Consider the following 14587-nt stretch of genomic DNA (forward strand, 5'->3'; position numbering starts at 1 on the left):
TCGCCCCTAGAGAGGCTGAAATTTCTTCTACCGGGATGCCTGACATGAAACTTGCGCTTTGCCTGACCCTTGGACTTTCGGCCCTTGCCGGTGCGGCTGCGGCACAGGATTTCGGCCTGTCGGGCGATCGCCAGTTCTCGGTCGATCTGGGTCTGGGCGTGGTTGGCAAATCGACCTATCCGGGCGCCGACGATGCCGAAGCGCAGCCCTGGATCATCTGGAAGAACGCGTCTTTCGGGGGCACCGCCAAGGAAGGCCTGTCCTTCGGCGGCTCGTTCGGCATGGTCGGGTCGCGCGACGAGGATGACGACGACGCGCTGATCGGCTTGGAAGAGATCGACCGCGCCTATGAAATCGGCGGCAAGGTCAGCTATCGGCGTGGCCCGGTGAACAGCTATGTCACCCTGCGTCGCGGTTTTGGCGGGCATGAGGGGCTGACCGGCGAGGTCGGCGCCAAGTACCGCACCGAATTGTCGGATCGCGTGACGCTGTGGTCGGGGCTGGAACTGGGCTATGGTGACGACGAGTATAACGACACCTATTTCGGCGTCTCGTCCGACGAGGCGACCGCCGGTCGCGCGGCCTATTCGGCAGGCGGCGGGTTCAACAAGGCCGCCATCACCTTCGAAGCCCGCTATGACCTGACCGAGAACCTGGCCGTGCTGGGCGAGGTGGAATACGGCAAGCTGATCGGCGACGCGGCGGATTCGCCCATCGTGCAGGATGAATATCAGCCCGCGCTGCGCCTTGGCATCGTGCGCCGCTTCAGCTTTGGCTTCTGATAGCTTCGAACATTGGCAGATTGCTGACAGCCCGGACCCGATCCGGGCTGCATGCCGTCGGATTATTTTAAGCCTGAAATAATTTCTTGACAGCTTGCCCCTTGTTGGTGCGTTCTAAGGAAAAGAACGCCAAGCTGCGGTCATCGCGGCGCACTCAACAGGGAAACACGCCATGACGTATTCGGGAAAGATGCTTGCCGTGCTGGCCGCGACGACCTGCCTTGCGGGTCCGGCCATCGCACAGGATGACGAAACGCTGAAGATCGGCCTGATCTTCACGCTGTCCGGGCCGGCCGCCGTTCTGGGCGAGATGGGCCGCGACGGATTTCAGCTTGCTGCCGAACAGATCGGCGAGATCGGCGGCATGCCGACCGAAATCATCGTCGTCGATGACGAACAAAAGCCCGATATCGCCGCCAACAAGGCCCGCGAACTGGTGGAACGCGATCAGGTCGATATCGTCGTCGGGCCGATCTTTTCCAACATTCTGGGCGCGATCATGAAGCCGGTGACCGACAGCGGCGCAATCCTGATCAGCCCCAATGCCGGGACCTCGAATTTTGCGGGGGCTGAATGCAACCGCAACTTCTTTGTCACCTCGTATCAGAACGACCAGATGCACGAGGTGATGGGCGCCTATGCGCAGGAACAGGGCTATTCCAACGTTTTCCTGCTGGCCCCGAATTATCAGGCGGGCAAGGACAGCCTTGCGGGCTTCAAGAACAGCTACAAGGGTGGCGTCGCGGGCGAGATCTTCACCCAGTTGGGGCAGTTGGACTATTCGGCCGAACTGGCGCAGATCGCCGCGATGCAGCCTGACGCGGTCTTTGCCTTCATGCCGGGCGGCATGGGCGTGAACCTGGTCAAACAGTATCGGCAGGCCGGGCTTGAAACCATCCCGTTCCTGTCAGCCTTCACCGTCGATGAATCGACGCTGCCCGCGCAACAGGACGCCGCGGTCGGATTCTTTGCCGGGTCGAACTGGGCCCCGGATCTGGACACGCCAGAAAACAAGGCTTTCGTCGACGCATACGAGGCGAAATACGGCAAGGTGCCCGCAACCTATGCGATGCAGGCCTACGACGCGGCGCATCTGATCGACGCGGCCATCCGCGAGGCGGGCGGGACCGGCGACAAGGACGCGCTGATCGCGGCGATGGAGGGCGCGCCCTTCACCTCGGTCCGGGGCGATTTCAGCTTTGGCCCCAACCACTATCCGGTGCAGGATTTCTACCTTACCGAGGTCGTCCAGCGCGAGGATGGCAAATTCGCCACCTCGATCGTCAAGAAGATCTTCGATGATTATGCCGACAACTATGTCGGCGCGTGCGAAATGAACTGAAACGAAAGCGGGGTGCGCCAGGGCGCGCCCCGTTTCCGTCAGGACACATCATGACCAACCTGTTTCTGCTTCAGCTTCTGAACGGGATGCAATTCGGCATCCTGTTGTTCCTGATCGCCGCCGGCCTGACGCTGGTGTTCGGGATCATGGATTTCGTCAATCTCGCCCATGGTGTGATCTACATGGTCGGCGCCTATCTTGCGGTGACGTTCAGCCAGATGACCGGCAGCTATGGGCTGGGCCTGCTGCTGACCCTGCCGGCGACATTGGTGATCGGGCTGGTGCTGGAACTGCTGGTCTTTCGCAAGCTGTATGACCGGCCGCATCTGGATCAGGTCCTGGCGACATTCGGTCTGGTGATGATCATCACCGAAGGGGTCGAGATCATCTGGGGCGCGGCCCCGCTGTCGGTGCAGATGCCTGATCTGTTGTCGGGTTCGGTGCCGCTGATCGGGCCACTGCGTTATCCGGTGTTCCGGCTGGTCGTCATCGCGGCGGGTCTGGCGACGGCGGTTGCGCTGTGGTTGATCATTACCCGCACGCGGATCGGCATGCGCCTGCGGGCGGGGGCCACCAACCGGGCGATGGTGTCCGCGCTTGGCGTCGACATCAAGAAATTGTTCACCATCATCTTTGCCTTTGGCGCGATGCTTGCGGGCTTTGCCGGGGCGATGGTCGCGCCGATCCTGACCGTCGATCCCGGCATGGGGGAAAGCGTTCTGATCCTGGCCTTCGTGGTGATCGTCATTGGCGGCATCGGCTCGGTCAAAGGTGCCTTCGCGGGTGCGCTGCTGGTCGGGTTGGTCGATACGCTGGGGCGCAGTTTCGGCCCGATCATCCTGCGCAGCTTTCTGGACCCCTCGGCGGCGGGACAGGCGGGGCGGGTGCTGGCCCCGATGCTGGTCTATATCCTGATGGCGGTCATTCTGGCGGCACGGCCCGCGGGCCTGTTCGGAGCGCGGACATGAGGCTGATCCCGACCCGTGCCTGGGCCGCGACCCTGCTGTTCGCCGCCTTCGCGGCCTTGCCGCTGATCGCCGCGGCGCTGGACGATGCCTATCTGGTCGTGATCGCCACGCGCATCTTGGCCTATGCGATCGCGGCCCTCGCGCTGGACCTGATCCTTGGCTATGGCGGCATGGTCAGCTTTGGCCATGCCGCCTATCTGGGAATCGGGGCCTATTCGGTCGCGATCCTCAGCCGCGCGGGCATCACCGATCTGTCGCTGCATATTCTGGGCGCGATTGCCGGTGCCGCGATCTTTGCCGTGATCACCGGCGCGATTTCACTGCGCACCAAGGGCATCTATTTCATCATGATCACGCTGGCCTTTGCGCAAATGGCCTATTTCTTTTTCGTTTCGCTCTCGGCCTATGGCGGCGATGACGGGGTGACGCTGTCCACGCGATCAACCCTGTTCGGACAGCCTGTGCTGGAAGATGACACCGCGCTTTACTACACGGCCTTCGCGATCCTGCTGGGACTGTATCTGACGGCGGTCGCGGTTACCCGGTCGCGCTTTGGCCGGGTTCTGACGGGGGCGCGGGAAAACCCTGTTCGCATGCAGGCCATCGGGTTTTCGCCCTTCCGCTATCAGCTGACGGCCTTTGTGATCTCGGGCTGCATGACGTCGATTGCCGGTGTGATGCTGGCCAATCAGGCCAGCTTCGTCTCGCCCGCCTATATGGACTGGCACCGCTCGGGCGAACTGGTGGTGATGGTGGTCTTTGGTGGCATCGGCAACCTGCTGGGCGCGGTAGCCGGCGCGACCATCGCCCTGCTGTTGGAGGAATGGCTGGCCGTTCTGACCGAACACTGGCCGCTGCTGTTCGGCCTGATCCTTGTGCTGGTCGTGCTGTACTCGCGCGACGGCCTGACCGGCTTTTTCCGGAGGCGGCTATGAGCTTGCTGGACGTTCGCAATCTGCGCAAATCCTATGGCGCCTTGAAGGTGACCGACGATCTGAACCTTTCGGTCGATGAGGGCGAGCTGCACGCCATCATTGGGCCGAACGGCGCGGGAAAATCGACCCTGATCGCGCAATTGTCGGGGCAGGCGGGATCGGATGGCGGATCGGTCCGCTTCGACGGGACCGATATGATGGGGATGCCCATGCACAAACGCGTGCGTGCGGGCATGTCGCGCAGCTTTCAGATCACCTCGATCCTGCCGGGCTTCACCGCGCTGGAAAATGTCGCCGTGGCGGCGCAGGCCGGGCAGGGCAGCAGCTTTCGTTTCCTTGCCCCCGTCGCAGATGAGGCCGCCCTGAACGATGCGGCGCTGGCGGCGCTGGCACGGGTCGGCATCGACGACCGCGCCTTCGTCAAGGCAGGCAGCCTGAGTCATGGCGAAAAGCGGCAGCTGGAACTGGCGATCGCGCTGGCCACCCGCCCGCGGCTGTTGCTGCTGGATGAGCCCTTGGCCGGCACTTCGGGGGCCGAGGCCGACCGTCTGGTCGAGGTCATGCGCAGCCTGAAATCCGAACTGACCCTTGTGCTGATCGAACATGACATGGACGCGGTCTTCTCGCTGGCCGACCGGATCAGCGTGCTGGTCTATGGCCGCATCATCGCGACGGGCAGCCCCGACCAGATCCGCAGCGACCCCAAGGTGCGTGCCGCCTATCTGGGCGAAGAAACGGAGGATGCGTGATGCTGCGCGTCGAAGGATTGCAGGCCGCCTATGGCGAAAGCCAGGTTCTGCACGACATCGCATTCGAGGTGGCCGAGGGTGAGGTCGTCACCCTTCTGGGCCGCAACGGCATGGGCAAGACCACCACGATCAACACGATCTTCGGCCTGCTGCCCGCCCGCGCAGGCAAGGTCTGGATCGGGGATGCCGACATGACCAATGCCGCCCCCCACCGCATCGCACGCGCCGGAATGGGGCTGGTCCCCGAGGGGCGGCAGGTCTTTCCCACGCTGGATGTGCGCGAAAACCTGATCGCCATGGCCCGCCCCGGCAACTGGGACTTTGCCAAGGTTCTGGCGCTGTTTCCCCGTCTGGGCGAACGTCTGGGCAACAAGGGCAACCAACTGTCGGGCGGCGAACAGCAGATGCTGGCCATCGGGCGGGCGCTGATGACCAACCCGCGCCTGATGGTTCTGGACGAAGCGACCGAGGGGCTGGCCCCGCTGATCCGTGACGAAATCTGGGCCTGTCTGTCGCAATTGAAGGAGGCGGGTGAATCGATCCTGATCATCGACAAGAATGTCGACGCGCTGACCCGCTTTGCCGACCGGCATGTGGTGATCGAAAAGGGGCAGGTCGTCTGGAGCGGCGATAACGCCGCGCTGCGCAGCACGCCCGACATCAAGGAACGCTTTTTGCATGTGTGAAGGGACCACGCCATGACCATGAGTGCCGGTATCACCCGCGCGACCGAAGGGCTGGACGCGATCAGCTGGAACATTCTGGGTCAGATCTATGTCCCGAAACAGGTATCTCCGTCCTCGATGTCATGGCATGCGACCCTGCCCAAGGGCACGTTCGTGCCACCCCATATACATCCCACGCAGGACGAATTCCTGTATATCCTCGACGGCTGTTTCGATCTGCTGCTGGACGGTGCCGAACATCGCGCGATGCCCGGCGATCTTGTCCGGCTGCCGATGGGTGTGCCGCATGGCATCTTCAACAAGACCGACACCGATATCAAATGCCTGTTCTGGGTATCGCCCACGCGGCGTCTGTTCGACCTGTTCTGGGCGCTGCACAATCTGGGCCCGAACCCCAACCCCGCCGAGGTGGTCGCGGTATCGGCGGCACATGAGGTCGATTTTCTGCCGCCCGAGGATCAGGACTGATGCGGGTCCTGATCGCCGGAGCCGGGATCGGCGGGCTGACGACCGCGCTGATGCTGCATGAACGCGGCATCCCCTGCCAGATCTGGGAAGCCGCGCGCGAGGTCCGCGAGGTCGGCGTCGGCATCAACATCCTGCCCCACGCCATCCGCGAATTCGACGCGCTTGGCCTTCTGGACGCGTTGGACCGTATCGCGGTGCGTACCTCGCATCTGTATTACTACACCCGCAACGGCCAGCTTGTCTGGGACGAGCCGCGCGGCATGCTGGCCGGTCACGAGGTGCCGCAATTTTCCAGCCATCGCGGGCGGCTGCAAAAAACGCTGCATGACGCGGTGATCGCGCGGTTGGGACCGGATGCCGTGCGATGCGGCCGCAGGTTGGCCGGTTTCGTGCAGGACGAAGGCGGCGTGACCGCGCAGTTTACCGACGCAACCGAGGGCGGGCCCTCGGAAATCGCGCGGGGCGATGTGCTGATCTGCGCCGACGGGATCCACTCGACCGGGCGGCGGCATTTCTATCCCGACGAGGGTGCGCCGTCCTGGAATGGTGTTTCGATGTGGCGTGGCGCGACCATGGCGCCCGCGTGGCAGAACGGCACGGTCATGGCCATCGGCGGCGGGTTCGGGGCCAAGCTGGTTCTGTATCCCATCGCCCCTCGGCAATCCGACGGGCAGCAATTGATGAACTGGGTCGTCAATGTCCGCACCAAGGATCCGGCGGTAAGTCCCCCGCCACCCGATAACTGGTCGCGCAAGGTCGCACTGGCGACGGTGCTGCCCCATGCGCGGCGATTTCGCGTGCCGGGCTACGACATCGAGGCATTGATCCGCGCCACGCCAGAAATTTTCGAATACCCCATGGCCGATCGCGACCCGCTGCCGCGCTGGACCTTTGGGCGGGTGACGCTGCTGGGCGATGCCGCGCACCCGATGTATCCGGTCGGTTCAAATGGTGCCAGCCAGGCCGTGCTGGATGCGCGCTGCTTGGCCGACGCCCTGAAAACGCAGCCTCATCCCCGCGCCGGGCTGTGGGCTTATGAGGCGCAACGCCGGCCGGCAACCGCACAGGTCGTGGCACAGAATCGCAAGGGCGGCCCCGAAGCTGTCATTGACGCCGTGGAAAAGCTGGCTCCGGCTGGCTTCGATGACATTGATCAGGTTTTGCCGCATGCCGACCGCGAGGCGCTGGTCAAGGGCTATGCCCAGATGGCCGGGTTCTCGGACGTGAAGCGCATTGAAGTCTAGGATATGAATTATAACAGCAACTTGCGGCGCAGAATTCATGCTTTAAATTAGGTTTGTTACCTCTCCATTTTGATCTGCGCCATCACGCGCATGGCCGCCGCTGGCGATCAACGGCAACGAAGCCCTTGCCGAGCGGATCGTTTTTCGATTTAAGAGCATCAGAAGTCGCCAAGGCGCAGTGGATTTCCGAATCCCGTTGCGCACCCATAGCTCAGCTGGATAGAGCGTCGCCCTCCGAAGGCGAAGGCCTCAGGTTCGAATCCTGATGGGTGCGCCATCAAACCCCTTATGTTTGTCATCGCAATTTTGCGGATCTTGCGGGTCTGTTGCGGTTTTCCGGCTGCGATCCCAGGGCTGCGATTATCTTCCAGCAGTTTGCATTCATTGATGAATGCCCTCGTCTTCAGCGGCTCACCCTTGAACGTAAGCGTTCCGAGGCCTGACAAACCGCGTTACCGCCTTTACTTGCGACTGATTTGCAGTTGCAAATAATCTTGGGCGCTGTAGGCTTGTTGCGACTTGTTCGCAGATCGAAACACCGCGTCTTGATTGGGGGATGCCTATGACGATGACTTTGGGACGGCTGATGGGGGCGGTGGCCCTGACGGCAATTACGGCACCTGCGGCCTTGGCCGAGGATCGGATGAAAGTCGTGACGACATTCACGGTTCTGGCGGATATGGCGGCCCATGTCGCAGGTGACGCGGCCGATGTCGTGTCGATCACCAAGCCGGGCGCCGAGATTCATGGCTATGAACCCACGCCGCAGGACATCGTTCGCGCCCATGACGCCGACCTGATCCTGTGGAACGGAATGAATCTTGAACTGTGGTTCGAACAGTTTCTGACCAATCTGGGCGAGATTCCTTCGGTCACGCTGAGCGAGGGGATAGATCCGATCCCGATCGCGGCGGGAGCGTATCAGGGGAAACCGAACCCGCATGCCTGGATGGGATTGGACAACGCACTGATCTACATAGACAATATCCAGGCGGCTTTGGCTGAGCATGACCCCGACAACGCGCAGACCTATGCCGCAAATGCCGAGGCCTACAAGGAAGAACTGCGCGCCACGATCGAACCCCTGCGCCAGGAAATCGCGGCATTGCCCGAGGCCAGTCGCTGGCTTGTGACCTGCGAGGGGGCGTTCAGCTATCTGGCCCGCGATTTCGGGATGAAGGAGCTGTATCTGTGGCCCATGAATGCCGATCAGATGGGCACGCCGCAGCAGGTCCGCAGCGTCATCGACGGCGTTCGCGACAATGACATCCCGGCCGTTTTCTGCGAAAGCACCGTCAACACTGCCCCGGCCGAACAGGTCGCGCGCGAAACCGGGGCGCTGTATGGCGGGGTCCTGTATGTCGACAGCCTGTCCGAACCGGGCGGCCCCGTGCCCAGCTATCTGGACCTGCTGAAAGTCACCGCGCAAACCGTGGCCGAGGGGCTTGTAACCGGCGCGAACTGACCTTTCTATCTGTAGCGCCGACCCACACCGGCGCGGCCCTTCGGGCAGAAAGCACGCAATGAAAGACAGCAGTCGCATGGCACAGACGCAACAGGCGGGCGCGGGCATCGCCGCAAGTCAGCTGACCGTCACCTATCGCAACGGTCACACCGCGCTGCGCGACGCCAGTTTCGAAATCCCGCGCGGGACGGTGACGGCATTGGTCGGCGTAAACGGCGCCGGGAAATCGACGCTGTTCAAGGCGATCATGGGCTTCGTCCCGGTGGCCAGGGGCGAAATCCGTCTGCTTGGCCTTGGCGTCAAAGAGGCGCTGCGCCGCAATCTTGTGTCCTATGTTCCGCAATCCGAAGAGGTCGACTGGTCCTTTCCCGTGCTGGTCGAAGATGTGGTGATGATGGGCCGCTATGGTCATATGGGCTTTTTGCGGCGCCCCTCGAAGGCGGATCATCAGGCCGTCCGGGATGCGCTGGCCCGCGTGAACATGCTGGATTATCGCCACCGCCAGATCGGCGAGCTGTCCGGCGGCCAGAAAAAGCGCGTCTTTCTGGCACGTGCCCTTGCACAGGACGGGCAGGTCATCCTGCTGGACGAGCCTTTCACCGGCGTCGATGTCAAGACCGAGGAACAGATCATCGCCCTTCTGCGCGCCCTGCGGGACGAGGGGCGGGTGATGCTGGTGTCGACCCACAACCTGGGATCGGTGCCCGAATTCTGCGACCGGACGGTTCTGGTCAAGGGAACGGTTCTGGCCCATGGCCCGACCGAGACGACCTTCACCCGCGCCAATCTTGAAGCCGCGTTCGGTGGTGTCCTGCGCCATTTCACGCTTGGCGGGGCCGATCTGCATGATGACGACGATGAACGGCATCTGTCGATATTTACCGACGATGAACGCCCGCTGGTTCAATATGGCGACCGGACACATAAGGTGGAACGCGACGCATGACCCTGCTGCTGGAACCCTTTTCCTACGGATACATGACCAATGCGATGTGGGTTTCGGCGCTGGTAGGCGGGGTCTGCGCCTTCCTGTCCTCTTACCTGATGCTGAAAGGCTGGTCGCTGATCGGCGACGCGCTGTCACATTCGGTCGTGCCGGGCGTCGCGGGGGCCTATATCCTTGGTCTGCCCTTCGCGTTGGGGGCGTTCATTTCAGGCGGTCTTGCCGCGGGCGCGATGCTGTTTCTGTCGGACAGGTCGGGGCTGAAGGTCGATGTGATCATCGGCATCATCTTCACTTCGTTCTTCGGACTGGGCCTGTTCATGGTGTCGGTCAATCCCATGGCGGTCTCGATCCAGACGATCACGATGGGCAACATCCTGGCGATCACGCCGCAGGATACGCTGCAACTGGCGATCATCGGCGTGGTGTCGCTGGCGGTTCTTCTGCTGAAATGGAAGGATCTGATGGTGACATTCTTCGACGAAAGCCACGCAAGGTCTATCGGGCTGCGGCCGGGGCTGCTGAAGGTGGTGTTTTTCATGCTGTTGTCGGCCAGCGTGGTCGCCGCCATGCAGACGGTCGGCGCGTTTCTGGTCATCGCGATGGTGGTGACGCCGGGGGCGACGGCCTATCTGCTATGCGACCGGTTCCCGCGGCTGATCATGACCTCGGTCGCGATCGGGTCGATCACCAGCTTCGTCGGTGCCTATCTCAGCTATTTCCTTGATGGCGCGACCGGAGGCGTAATCGTCGTGCTGCAAACGGTGATCTTTCTGACCACCTTCCTGTTTGCGCCGAAACATGGGCTGCTTGCGGCACGCCGCAAGGCGGCTGCCGCGTTAAGGGATGGGGCCGCCTGATGTCGGAGACGATCTTGATGCCCTTCCAGTTCGGCTTCATGCAGAATGCCTTCTGGATCGCCGCGATCGTGTCGGTGCCCACGGCTTTGCTGTCCTGCTTTCTGGTTCTGAAGGGCTGGGCGCTGATGGGCGACGCGGTCAGCCACGCCGTACTGCCGGGCATCGTTCTGGCCTATATTCTGGGCTTGCCCCTGATCCTTGGGGCTTTCGGGGCGGGCATGCTGACGGCGGTCGCGACCGGATATCTGTCGGAAAACAGCCGCATCAAGCAGGACACGATCATGGGGGTCGTGTTCTCGGGCATGTTCGGTCTGGGGATCGTGATGTATGTCGGGCTGAAGACCAATGTGCATCTGGACCACATCCTGTTCGGCAACATGCTGGGCGTGGGACCGGATGACCTGTGGACGGCGGGCATAATTTCCGCCGGGGTGGCGGCGGTTCTGATCCTGAAATGGAAGGATTTCATGCTGCACGCCTTTGACCCGGCGCAGGCACGGGTGTCGGGGCTGCCGGTCGGCGTGCTGCATTACGGGCTGCTGGCGATTCTGTCCCTTACCATCGTGGCGACACTGTCTGCGACGGGTCTGATCCTTGCCGTCGGCTTGCTGATCGCGCCGGGTGCGATTGCGTTTCTGCTGTCGCGCAGCCTGCGCAACATGCTGCGTGTCGCGGTGATCGTCTGCATGGCGTCGATGCTGGGCGGCGTCTATGCCAGCTTTTATCTGGACAGCGCACCCGCGCCGACAATCGTCCTGATCCTGACGGCGATCTTCATCGGCGCCTTCATCCGCAAGACCGTTCTGACGCGTCGCGCCTCGGCGCGTCTGTGATTCTACGCACCATAGCGGTCGCACCCGTCCCCGGTGCTGCAAATTTGCAGAGTGTGAAGCACGGCGCTTCCACAGGTGGAAATCCATCGAAAAATGCACGCAGAACCGGACGTAATATTCGAAAATGTGACAATCCCCTTCACGTTGTCTATGGTTTGTCTAAGCTAACATGCTTGGGAGGGGTGACGCGCCCCTCATCCCATGGCCCCGGCTTTTGGGATCTGACAGGGAAACGAAAGGTAATTTCATGCGATATCTTAAACCGGCAACGGCGATTCTTGGCTTGATGGTTGCGGCACCGGCCGCGTTTGCCGCCGAAGATTGCGGCAGCCTGACCATCGCCGAGATGAACTGGGCATCGGCCGGTCTGGCAGCCTGGGTGGACAAGATCATCCTGGAAGAAGGCTATGACTGCGACGTTGCGCTGGTCACGGGTGACACCGTGCCGACCTTTACCTCGATGAATGAAAAGGGCGAACCCGATATCGCCCCCGAACTGTGGGTGAACGCGGTCAAGGTGCCGCTGGACGCCGCGGTCGAGGAAGGCCGCATCAAGGTCGCCTCGGAAATTCTGACCGATGGCGGTGTCGAAGGCTTCTGGATCCCGACCAGCCTTGCCGAGGAAAACGGCATCAAGACGATCGAGGATGCGCTGGCTCATCCCGAACTGTTCCCGGGCGCCGAGGACAGCAGCAAGGGCGCCTTCTTCAACTGCCCCTCGGGCTGGGCCTGCCAGATCATCACCGCCAACCAGTTCGCGGCGCTTGGCGCCGAGGAAAAAGGGTTCGAGCTGGTCGACAGCGGCTCGGCCGCGGGCCTGGACGGATCCATCGCGCGGGCGTTCAACCGCGAGGAAGGCTGGCTGGGCTATTACTGGGCCCCGACCGCAATTCTGGGCAAATACGAGATGACCCGCCTGGACCTGGGCGTGGAACATGAACGCGAAGCCTGGGACAACTGCACGGTCGTGAACGACTGCCCCGATCCCGCGCTGAACGAATGGCCGCGTTCGGACGTGTTCACCGCCGTGACCGCCGAATTCGCCGAAAAGAACGCCGTGACCATGGACTATCTGGGCAAGCGCGCCTGGTCGAATGACACGGTCAACACGCTTCTGGCCTGGATGGGTGACAATCAGGCCACCAACGAGGATGGCGCCTATTACTTCCTCGAAAACTATCCCGAGGTGTGGAAGGCTTGGCTGCCCGAAGATGTGGCAACCAAGGTCGAAGACGCGCTGTAAGATCTGAGGGGCGCCTGTCGGGCGCCCCTTTTTTCTGTCGACATCCCGAAACGGAACAAGAAGAAAAGAGATGGATCTGATAGATTTTCCAGCCATGAGCAGGGGCGACATGCGAGACCTTCGCATCGGTATCGATGAGGCGTTTCGCAACTTTACACGGGCTTATGGCGAAACCCTGGAACAGCTGTTCCACCCGATCCAGCTGCTGCTGAACTTCATCGAGGGAATGCTGATCGACAGTTCCTGGGTGATCGTCCTTGTCGCGCTGGCCGGACTGGTCTGGCTGCTAAGCCGCAACCTGAAGATCGTCGCAGGCACGATCGTCGCGCTGTTGCTGATCGGCTATTTCGGCATGTGGGAAGACACGATGCGGACCATCGCGATGGTGTCGGTCTGTACGCTGATCGCGGTCGTCATCGGCATTCCGGTGGGGATTCTGATGGCCCGCTCGGACCGGGCGAATGCCACGATCACCCCGCTGCTGGACATGATGCAGACGATGCCCAGCTTCGTCTACCTGATCCCGGTCGTGATGATCTTCGGCCTTGGCAAGGTGCCCGGCGTGATCGCCGTCGTGATCTATGCCGTCCCGCCGATCATCCGCCTGACCAATCTGGGGATCCGCCAGGTCCCCGCCGACGTGCTGGAGGCCGCCGAGGCATTCGGGTCCAGCGGTCGGCAAAAGCTGATGGATGTGCAATTGCCGCTGGCGTTGCCGACTATCATGGCGGGCGTCAACCAGACCATCATGATGAGTCTGGCCATGGTCGTGGTCGCATCCATGATCGGCGTGCGCGGCCTGGGCCAGCCCGTCCTTCAGGCGATCAACAACCAATACTTCACCCTGGGCGTGATGAACGGTCTGGCCATCGTCGCCATCGCCATCATCTTCGACCGCGCGACGCAGGCCTATGGCAAGCGCCTGCAGAAGCACCTGGAGGCTGTGCATGGCTGAGGCAACCCACGACATCGAGATCCGCAACCTTTACAAGATCTTCGGTCCGAACGCCGCCAAGCACGTGGAAAGCGTTCGCAACGGGATGACCAAGGAAGAACTGAAGGCCCAGCACAATCACGTGCTGGGGCTGGACGACATCAACCTGACCATCCCCGCGGGCAAGATCCAGGTCGTGATGGGGCTGTCGGGGTCGGGCAAATCGACCCTGATCCGGCATATCAACCGCCTGATCGACCCGACCGCGGGCGAATTGCTGTTCGACGGTCAGGACATCGCAAAGATGTCCGAGACCGAGCTGCGCGAGTTTCGTCGCCAGCGCACCGGCATGGTGTTTCAGAAATTTGCGCTGTTCCCGCATTGGACGGTGCTGGAAAACACCACCTATGGTCTGAACGTGCGCGGGGTATCCCGCCGCGAAGCCGAGGAACGCGCGCGCCGCTGGATCAGCCGCGTCGGTCTGGACGGGTTCGAGGAAAGCTATCCCAATCAGCTGTCGGGCGGGATGCAGCAGCGCGTGGGCCTGGCCCGCGCCCTGACCAACGACGCCGAGATCCTGCTGATGGATGAGGCATTCTCGGCGCTGGACCCGCTGATCCGGACCGACATGCAGTCGGTGCTTCTGGACCTGCAATCCGAGCTGAAAAAGACCATCGTCTTCATCACCCACGACTTGGACGAGGCGCTGCGCCTTGGCGAACGCATCGCCATCCTGCGCGATGGCAAGATCATCCAGCAGGGCACGGGCGAACAGATCGTCCTGCGCCCGAAGGACGATTACATCGCCAGTTTCGTGCGCGATGTGCGCCGCGGTCACGTCATCTCGGTCCGGACCATCATGCGCAAAGGCGCACGGGCCGAAACCCCGGTGACGCTGCCGGCCACAACCCTGCTGGAAGAAGCGGCGCGCGCGATGACCAATGCCGAGGTGCTGCGCGCCAATATCCAGGGCTTGGACGGACAGCATCTGGGCATGGTGACGCTGTCGAAATGCGTGGCCGAGATGATCGCGCCCGACGACAGCGAAGATGTCGATCCCGAGGCGCAGGTCGCCTGATCCCGGCTTTGACCAAGACGCTGGCACAAAAAAACGGTCGGGGCGCGCGACGAAGCG

At 62.2% G+C, this 14587-nt stretch carries 15 protein-coding genes and 1 tRNA gene; all 16 read left to right on the top strand.

Annotation, left to right across the window (positions count from 1 at the left end; translation table 11 throughout):
• Positions 1-44: 44 nt before the first annotated feature.
• Positions 45-782, top strand: coding sequence for a MipA/OmpV family protein (locus tag BMX67_RS07140; RefSeq protein WP_175479838.1), 738 nt, complete (start codon positions 45-47; stop codon positions 780-782).
• A gap of 172 nt (positions 783-954) precedes the next feature.
• On the top strand, positions 955-2124 hold the full coding sequence (locus tag BMX67_RS07145; protein ID WP_245739284.1) for an ABC transporter substrate-binding protein: 1170 nt from the start codon (positions 955-957) through the stop codon (positions 2122-2124).
• Between the two features lie 50 nt (positions 2125-2174).
• Positions 2175-3092 carry a branched-chain amino acid ABC transporter permease gene (locus BMX67_RS07150; protein ID WP_090733677.1) on the top strand — a complete coding sequence of 306 codons (918 nt, stop codon included), beginning with the start codon at positions 2175-2177 and terminating at the stop codon, positions 3090-3092.
• Positions 3089-4027, top strand: coding sequence for a branched-chain amino acid ABC transporter permease (locus BMX67_RS07155; RefSeq protein WP_090733678.1), 939 nt, complete (start codon positions 3089-3091; stop codon positions 4025-4027). The genes BMX67_RS07150 and BMX67_RS07155 overlap by 4 nt, the downstream gene beginning before the upstream one ends.
• Complete coding sequence (locus BMX67_RS07160; RefSeq protein ID WP_090733680.1) at positions 4024-4776, top strand: ABC transporter ATP-binding protein; 753 nt, start codon at positions 4024-4026, stop codon at positions 4774-4776. Before BMX67_RS07155 ends, BMX67_RS07160 begins: the two co-directional genes overlap by 4 nt.
• Positions 4776-5462: an ABC transporter ATP-binding protein gene (locus BMX67_RS07165; RefSeq protein WP_090733682.1), complete on the top strand. Its 687-nt coding sequence runs from the start codon at positions 4776-4778 to the stop codon at positions 5460-5462. The genes BMX67_RS07160 and BMX67_RS07165 overlap by 1 nt, the downstream gene beginning before the upstream one ends.
• A 12-nt stretch (positions 5463-5474) precedes the next feature.
• On the top strand, positions 5475-5930 hold the full coding sequence (locus BMX67_RS07170) for a cupin domain-containing protein (protein WP_090733683.1): 456 nt from the start codon (positions 5475-5477) through the stop codon (positions 5928-5930).
• Positions 5930-7174: a flavin-dependent oxidoreductase gene (locus BMX67_RS07175; RefSeq protein WP_090733685.1), complete on the top strand. Its 1245-nt coding sequence runs from the start codon at positions 5930-5932 to the stop codon at positions 7172-7174. The genes BMX67_RS07170 and BMX67_RS07175 overlap by 1 nt, the downstream gene beginning before the upstream one ends.
• Before the next feature lie 200 nt (positions 7175-7374).
• Positions 7375-7451 (top strand) — tRNA-Arg (locus BMX67_RS07180).
• Positions 7452-7736: 285 nt separating this feature from the next.
• Positions 7737-8639, top strand: a complete 903-nt coding sequence (locus tag BMX67_RS07185) for a metal ABC transporter substrate-binding protein (RefSeq protein WP_090733687.1) — start codon at positions 7737-7739, stop codon at positions 8637-8639.
• A gap of 76 nt (positions 8640-8715) precedes the next feature.
• Positions 8716-9585, top strand: coding sequence for a manganese/iron ABC transporter ATP-binding protein (locus BMX67_RS07190; protein ID WP_175479839.1), 870 nt, complete (start codon positions 8716-8718; stop codon positions 9583-9585).
• Positions 9582-10442, top strand: coding sequence for a metal ABC transporter permease (locus tag BMX67_RS07195; RefSeq protein ID WP_090733690.1), 861 nt, complete (start codon positions 9582-9584; stop codon positions 10440-10442). The genes BMX67_RS07190 and BMX67_RS07195 overlap by 4 nt, the downstream gene beginning before the upstream one ends.
• Positions 10442-11275, top strand: a complete 834-nt coding sequence (locus tag BMX67_RS07200; RefSeq protein ID WP_281249163.1) for a metal ABC transporter permease — start codon at positions 10442-10444, stop codon at positions 11273-11275. The genes BMX67_RS07195 and BMX67_RS07200 overlap by 1 nt, the downstream gene beginning before the upstream one ends.
• Before the next feature lie 247 nt (positions 11276-11522).
• A complete protein-coding gene (locus BMX67_RS07205; RefSeq protein ID WP_090733694.1) occupies positions 11523-12518 on the top strand; it encodes an ABC transporter substrate-binding protein in 996 nt (331 codons plus the stop codon).
• Positions 12519-12588: 70 nt separating this feature from the next.
• Positions 12589-13473, top strand: a complete 885-nt coding sequence (locus tag BMX67_RS07210) for an ABC transporter permease (protein ID WP_090733696.1) — start codon at positions 12589-12591, stop codon at positions 13471-13473.
• Positions 13466-14530 carry a quaternary amine ABC transporter ATP-binding protein gene (locus BMX67_RS07215; RefSeq protein WP_090733697.1) on the top strand — a complete coding sequence of 355 codons (1065 nt, stop codon included), beginning with the start codon at positions 13466-13468 and terminating at the stop codon, positions 14528-14530. The genes BMX67_RS07210 and BMX67_RS07215 overlap by 8 nt, the downstream gene beginning before the upstream one ends.
• Positions 14531-14587: the final 57 nt, after the last annotated feature.

Source organism: Paracoccus homiensis (genome assembly GCF_900111675.1).
GTDB lineage: Bacteria > Pseudomonadota > Alphaproteobacteria > Rhodobacterales > Rhodobacteraceae > Paracoccus > Paracoccus homiensis.

Excerpts from the sequence above, each read along its gene's own strand:
- BMX67_RS07160 (WP_090733680.1), top strand. The coding sequence starts at position 4,024 with ATGAGCTTGCTGGACGTTCGCAATCTGCGCAAATCCTATGGCGCCTTG.
- BMX67_RS07150 (WP_090733677.1), top strand. The coding sequence starts at position 2,175 with ATGACCAACCTGTTTCTGCTTCAGCTTCTGAACGGGATGCAATTCGGC.
- BMX67_RS07210 (WP_090733696.1), top strand. The coding sequence starts at position 12,589 with ATGGATCTGATAGATTTTCCAGCCATGAGCAGGGGCGACATGCGAGAC.
- BMX67_RS07205 (WP_090733694.1), top strand. The coding sequence starts at position 11,523 with ATGCGATATCTTAAACCGGCAACGGCGATTCTTGGCTTGATGGTTGCG.
- BMX67_RS07190 (WP_175479839.1), top strand. The coding sequence starts at position 8,716 with ATGGCACAGACGCAACAGGCGGGCGCGGGCATCGCCGCAAGTCAGCTG.
- BMX67_RS07165 (WP_090733682.1), top strand. The coding sequence starts at position 4,776 with ATGCTGCGCGTCGAAGGATTGCAGGCCGCCTATGGCGAAAGCCAGGTT.
- BMX67_RS07215 (WP_090733697.1), top strand. The coding sequence starts at position 13,466 with ATGGCTGAGGCAACCCACGACATCGAGATCCGCAACCTTTACAAGATC.
- BMX67_RS07175 (WP_090733685.1), top strand. The coding sequence starts at position 5,930 with ATGCGGGTCCTGATCGCCGGAGCCGGGATCGGCGGGCTGACGACCGCG.
- BMX67_RS07195 (WP_090733690.1), top strand. The coding sequence starts at position 9,582 with ATGACCCTGCTGCTGGAACCCTTTTCCTACGGATACATGACCAATGCG.
- BMX67_RS07145 (WP_245739284.1), top strand. The coding sequence starts at position 955 with ATGACGTATTCGGGAAAGATGCTTGCCGTGCTGGCCGCGACGACCTGC.
- BMX67_RS07200 (WP_281249163.1), top strand. The coding sequence starts at position 10,442 with ATGTCGGAGACGATCTTGATGCCCTTCCAGTTCGGCTTCATGCAGAAT.
- BMX67_RS07155 (WP_090733678.1), top strand. The coding sequence starts at position 3,089 with ATGAGGCTGATCCCGACCCGTGCCTGGGCCGCGACCCTGCTGTTCGCC.
- BMX67_RS07170 (WP_090733683.1), top strand. The coding sequence starts at position 5,475 with ATGACCATGAGTGCCGGTATCACCCGCGCGACCGAAGGGCTGGACGCG.
- BMX67_RS07185 (WP_090733687.1), top strand. The coding sequence starts at position 7,737 with ATGACGATGACTTTGGGACGGCTGATGGGGGCGGTGGCCCTGACGGCA.
- BMX67_RS07140 (WP_175479838.1), top strand. The coding sequence starts at position 45 with ATGAAACTTGCGCTTTGCCTGACCCTTGGACTTTCGGCCCTTGCCGGT.